Here is a 4,769-nt window from a genome sequence, read left to right on the forward strand (position 1 = left end):
CTCGAACAGCACGGTCTCGGGGAAATCCTTGCCCTTGTACCGGGCGATGATTTTCTTCGCTTCCTCGAACGGCCAGGCCTTGCTCTCGGCCGCCGCGGCAAGCATCTCGGGATTGAGATCGATGATGTTTGATCCCGTCATATCGAAGTTCCAGTCATGGCCGTCTTGCGGCGGATAAGATTTGTCGACCGGTCTCTAGGCGCGACGGGCCGGAGCGTCAACGATTTGCGGCGGTTTTCCTTGCGGCGCCACACTCGCGTCCCTACGTTCGAGCCTCACTTCCAAATGCATGTCACCCAGAAGTGTGTCGCGGTTTGTGGGAATGACATGCACGCTGCCAGGAGTTTTGAATGCCTTTGTTGACGCCGCACGAAGCCCTGATCCACCTGATGGTCATCACCTCGGCTTCCGATCGGGACATGACCGATGTCGAGCTGGCGCGGATCGGCGACGTCGTCCGTTCCTGGCCGGTTTTCGTCGACTTCAACCAGGACAGGCTGATTCCAGTGGCGCAAGCCTGCCAGAAGGCGCTGCATGAGAAGGGTGGGCTGGAAGGCGTGCTGGCCCGCATTGCCGAAGCGCTGCCGGAGCGGCTGCGCGATACAGCCTACGCCGCCGCTTTCGAGGTCGCCGCCGTCGATCTCGAAATGCGCATGGAGGAGGTCAGGGTGCTGCAGCTCATCCGCCTCAAGCTCGATCTCGACACGCTGACCGTGGCCGCGATAGCGCGAGCGGCCAAGGCGCGCCTACGCACGCTGACTTAGCGTTGGCAGCAACCTTCAGAAGAAGCTGACGGGAAAATAGCGCAGATAGAACTCGGCGAAGGTGCCCTTGATCGAGATTTCCTGCAGCGCATAGTCGAAGGCGGCGGCCAGCGCCGGATCGCCCGCCCTGGTGGCGATCGCCATGCCCGAGCCCAGATATTCCGGCGCCAGATACGGACCGCCAGCAAAGCGGCAGCAGCCGGCCGCGTCGGAGCCGCCCAGCCAGAAGGCGAAACGCATGCCGTCGCCGAAGGCGGCGTCGACCTTGCCGGCCTTGAGATCGGCATAGAGGGCTTCCGGTGTTTCGAAGGTCACCACCTGCACGGTGCTGAAGTAATCGCGCAGCATTTTCTCATGCGCCGAGCCGGCGACGACGCCGACCCGCTTGCTGCGCAGCTTGTCGAGGATCGGCTCGGCGAAGGCCTTCGCCTTCGGCATGATGAAGCGTGCCGGGAACTGCATATAGGAGCGCGAGAAGGCGTATTTCTCGCGGCTCGCTGGCGTCGCCGCGATGCCGGCAATGATCGCCTCGCCCTCGCCCTTCTGCAGGGCATCCTCCAACTCGTTCCACGGCAGGGCCTGGATCTGGCATTTCTCGGCGACGCCCAATTCCGCGCAGATTGCCCGCGCCAGGTCGATGTGGAAACCGGACAGGCGACCCGCGCCGTCGAGGAAGTTGAAGGGCGGAAAATCGGTGGTTGTGAGGAATCTGAGTCGCGGCAGAGCGGAGAGATCGGGTTTCGGCAACCGCTCCTTGGCATCCCACAGCACCGGCACCTGCGGCTCCGCGCCTTGAGTCGCGCCGGCAAAGGGCAATACGCCGGCAAGTGCGGACATCAGGGCCAGAGTTATCCACCGCAAGATCACGATATGGCTCCGCCCTCGTCCCCGTTCGCAGGCTTTTCGTATGAAAATGATGCAGGCACAACGGTTTTTGATTTCAAGCGGTTAAATTAAGCGTATGGTTCAACCCGTTGCAAACGACCCTGCGCGCCGGAAGGGGGAAGCTACCGGCTTTGCGGAGATCATTGCGACCCGTGGTTGATGGCGAAGGGGTGTTCGAGCGTCTACTATCGGCAATGAAAAAGCAGAAGCAACATGGGGTAGATGTTGCGATGGGCCTGTTTGACAGAACTCTGGAATATATTGACCAGTTGCAGAATGCTGGCACCGCGGCGGCGGTTTGCGAGAGGCTGCTGGGCGTCACTTCGAATTTCGGCCTGACCGCCCTGATGGCGGGAACCGTGCCGCAACCTGGCACGCCACGCGGCCGGCAGAAACAGCATGTGATGCTTTGCGATTGGCCCGGGGAATGGCTGGAGCGCTACGTGGCGCGCAACTATGTCGACCACGATCCGGTCGTCAGTCACATGAAGCAGCTTCAGGCGCCGTTCCAATGGCGGGACGCGTCCAAGAACGCCGTAATCGACAAGAGCAGCGACGAGGTCATGGGCGACGCGCGCCAGTTCAAGCTGCGCGATGGTCTTGCGTTTCCGTTGGTGACGCTCGACGGCCAGATCGTCATGGTCTCGCTGGGCGGTGAATCCGTTGAACTGTCGGACCAGGAATTCGGAATGGTCTCGCTGGCGTCGACCTATGCGATCGGCCGCGCCATGCAACTGCACACCAAGGCCGACAGCGTCGTCGATCATATAGAATTGACGGCACGTGAGCGGGAATGCCTGCAATGGGCGGCCGTTGGCAAGTCCGAATGGGAGATATCTCAAATTTTAGGCATCTCGGAACATACTTCCGAGAAACATCTTCTCAACGCCAAGAGCAAACTCGGCGCAGCCAATCGGGTGCAGGCAGTCGCGGAAGCGATCAGGCGTGGCTATATTAGCTAGGTCGGCCGTGCCGAGCTGGAAAATTTCAGCCTACGCGATCACGTGATATTTCCAGAAAAGCGCAGCCGAATCTCCCTCTTGGGAGAGGGCTAATGATTTCTTAACGCCAAATCAAACTGGGCACCGCCAACCGTGTGCAGGCTGTCGCGGAGGCGATTAGGCGTGGCTATATTAGCCGGATCGGCCGTGCTGGCCTAGAATTCTTGCCTACGCGTTCGCGTAATATTTTGGGGAAAGCCCGGCCGTATCATCCTCTTAAGCCCAGGAGACGGCTAATGCTTTTTGCCCTTACCACTCAGGAATTGATGGAACGCCCCGACCTTTGGGAGGCCGTCCATCGCCTGCGCTACAAGATCTTCGTCGAGGAGATGGGATGGACCGATCTCGACCGTCCCGACCAGCTCGAGATAGATCAGTTCGACCATGACGAGGCCGAACACCATCTTGTGATCCGCAACGGCGAACTGGCCGGTTACCAGCGCATGCTGCCGACGACGCGGCCGCATCTTCTGACGGACGTGCTGTCCGATCTCTGCGAGGGGCAGTCCCCCTCGGGACCGAATGTGTGGGAACTGACCCGCTACGCGGTGGCTCCGGGTTTTCGTGACGGCAAGCGCGGCGTCTCGACGGTCGGCACCGAACTGATCGCCGGCTTCGTGGAATGGGGCCTGAAGCGCAACGTCAACCAGGTCATCATCGAGTTCGAGCCGATGTGGGTGCTGAGAGCCCTGCAACTGCACTTCCTGGCAAAGCCGCTGGGCTACCAGCGCACCTATGGCAACCAGCAGGTCGTCGCGACCCTGCTCACCTTCACCGAGCATACGCTCGAGGTCGTGCGAGCCCGCCGCAACCACTTCCTGCCGGTGCTGAACCGGGGTTATCCGGGCCTGCTTGGCCTGAAGCAGGCTTCGTGAGCCGGGAGGTGATCATGAGTTTCCATCCCGAACCGGAACTGCGCGGCCATACACTGGTCGTCACCGTGTCCTCGCATGACGGCCGGCCGGTGCTAGATCGGCATGCCTATGCGAGCCTTGCCAGGACCCTCCACGAGGCGGCCGTCAATGACGAGGTCCGCGTCGTCATGCTGCGCGGCCTTGCCGGATGCTTCTGCCTTGGCGGCGATTTCTCGGAGTTCCTCGATGCCACCAAGCACCGGGAACTGATCGCCGCGGTCACCGACATGTTCCGCATGCTGGCGACCTTCCCCAAGCCGGTGCTTGCCTGCGTCGACGGCGATGCCGTCGGCGTCGGCTGCACCATCCTGTTCCACTGCGACATGGTGATCGCCTCGAAGGGCAGCACCTTCAGGGTGCCGTTCGTCGATTTCGGCCTGGTGCCGGACGCGGCGACCAGCATCCTGGCGCCCCAGAAGCTCGGCTATGCGGGCGCCTTCCGCTTCTTCTGCCTGGGCGACACGCTCGGCGTCGAGGATGCCAAGGCCCTCGGCCTTGTCGGCGAGATCGTGACGGAAGGCAGCGCCGAGGAAGCAACGCTGGCGAGGGCGAAACAGCTCGCCAAGAAGCCGGTGGCGGCATTGCTGCAGACGCGGAGCCTTCTCAAGGGCGATACGGCGGTGTTGTGCGATCGTATCGACCACGAGATCACGCTGTTCCAGCAGGCGCTTCAGGATGACACCACGCTGAAGCGGCTGCAGCGGATCGCCCGCCTAGCCGCCTGAGCGGCCGGCATGAAAGTCTCAGCGCCGCGCGAGCCGAAAGCCGCGCGGCGCTGTAATTCATGCTCTTGATTGGTGTATCCCGTTTTTCCGGGACCGCCGCGCACCTCCGGGCGACAGTGCGTCAGTCCTTCAGGAACCCCGGCCCTTCGCCGATGATCTTCTTGTCGGGCTTGCCGACGGCATCCAGGTCGCGGCCATCATAGGGCAGCGACAGAAGGATACGCTGGATCACCGCAAGCCGGGCGCGGCGCTTGTCGTTGGCGCGCACGATGATCCAGGGCGAGAATTCCTTGTGCGTGCGCTCGACCATCTGGTCGCGCGCCTTGGTGTACTCGTCCCATTTGCTGACGCCGGCGATGTCGATCGGCGAGAACTTCCAGTTCTTCAGCGGCGACCAGCGGCGGTCATGGAACCGCTCGAGCTGGGTCTCGCGACCGATATTCAGCCAAAATTTGAAGAAATGGATGCCTTCGTTGCAGA

General features: G+C 61.9%; 5 protein-coding genes and 1 pseudogene. 4 read left to right on the top strand and 2 right to left on the bottom strand.

The window, feature by feature from the left end; genetic code table 11:
- The first annotated feature begins 350 nt into the window (after positions 1-350).
- On the top strand, positions 351-764 hold the full coding sequence (locus tag EOA27_RS22640; RefSeq protein WP_126079355.1) for a tellurite resistance TerB family protein: 414 nt from the start codon (positions 351-353) through the stop codon (positions 762-764).
- Between the two features lie 15 nt (positions 765-779).
- Here the strand turns inward: EOA27_RS22640 and EOA27_RS22645 are convergent, their stop codons facing one another.
- Entirely contained in the window at positions 780-1,601 is an 822-nt protein-coding gene (locus EOA27_RS22645) for a transporter substrate-binding domain-containing protein (RefSeq protein WP_189343263.1), read from the bottom strand.
- A gap of 278 nt (positions 1,602-1,879) precedes the next feature.
- On the opposite strand from EOA27_RS22645, the gene EOA27_RS22650 reads away from it, so the two are divergent.
- From EOA27_RS22650 to EOA27_RS22660, 3 genes are all read left to right on the top strand, one after another.
- Positions 1,880-2,611, top strand: a complete 732-nt coding sequence (locus EOA27_RS22650) for a LuxR family transcriptional regulator (RefSeq protein ID WP_126064819.1) — start codon at positions 1,880-1,882, stop codon at positions 2,609-2,611.
- Positions 2,612-2,886: 275 nt separating this feature from the next.
- Positions 2,887-3,525: a GNAT family N-acetyltransferase gene (locus tag EOA27_RS22655; RefSeq protein WP_126079353.1), complete on the top strand. Its 639-nt coding sequence runs from the start codon at positions 2,887-2,889 to the stop codon at positions 3,523-3,525.
- 14 nt (positions 3,526-3,539) lie between these two features.
- Complete coding sequence (locus EOA27_RS22660) at positions 3,540-4,289, top strand: enoyl-CoA hydratase-related protein (RefSeq protein ID WP_126079352.1); 750 nt, start codon at positions 3,540-3,542, stop codon at positions 4,287-4,289.
- Positions 4,290-4,410: 121 nt separating this feature from the next.
- Here EOA27_RS22660 and EOA27_RS22665 read toward each other — a convergent pair.
- Positions 4,411-4,769 (bottom strand): annotated as a pseudogene (locus EOA27_RS22665) (polyphosphate kinase 2); the annotation flags it as partial.

The organism is Mesorhizobium sp. M2A.F.Ca.ET.037.01.1.1 (assembly GCF_003998075.1).
In the GTDB taxonomy this organism is placed as follows: domain Bacteria; phylum Pseudomonadota; class Alphaproteobacteria; order Rhizobiales; family Rhizobiaceae; genus Mesorhizobium.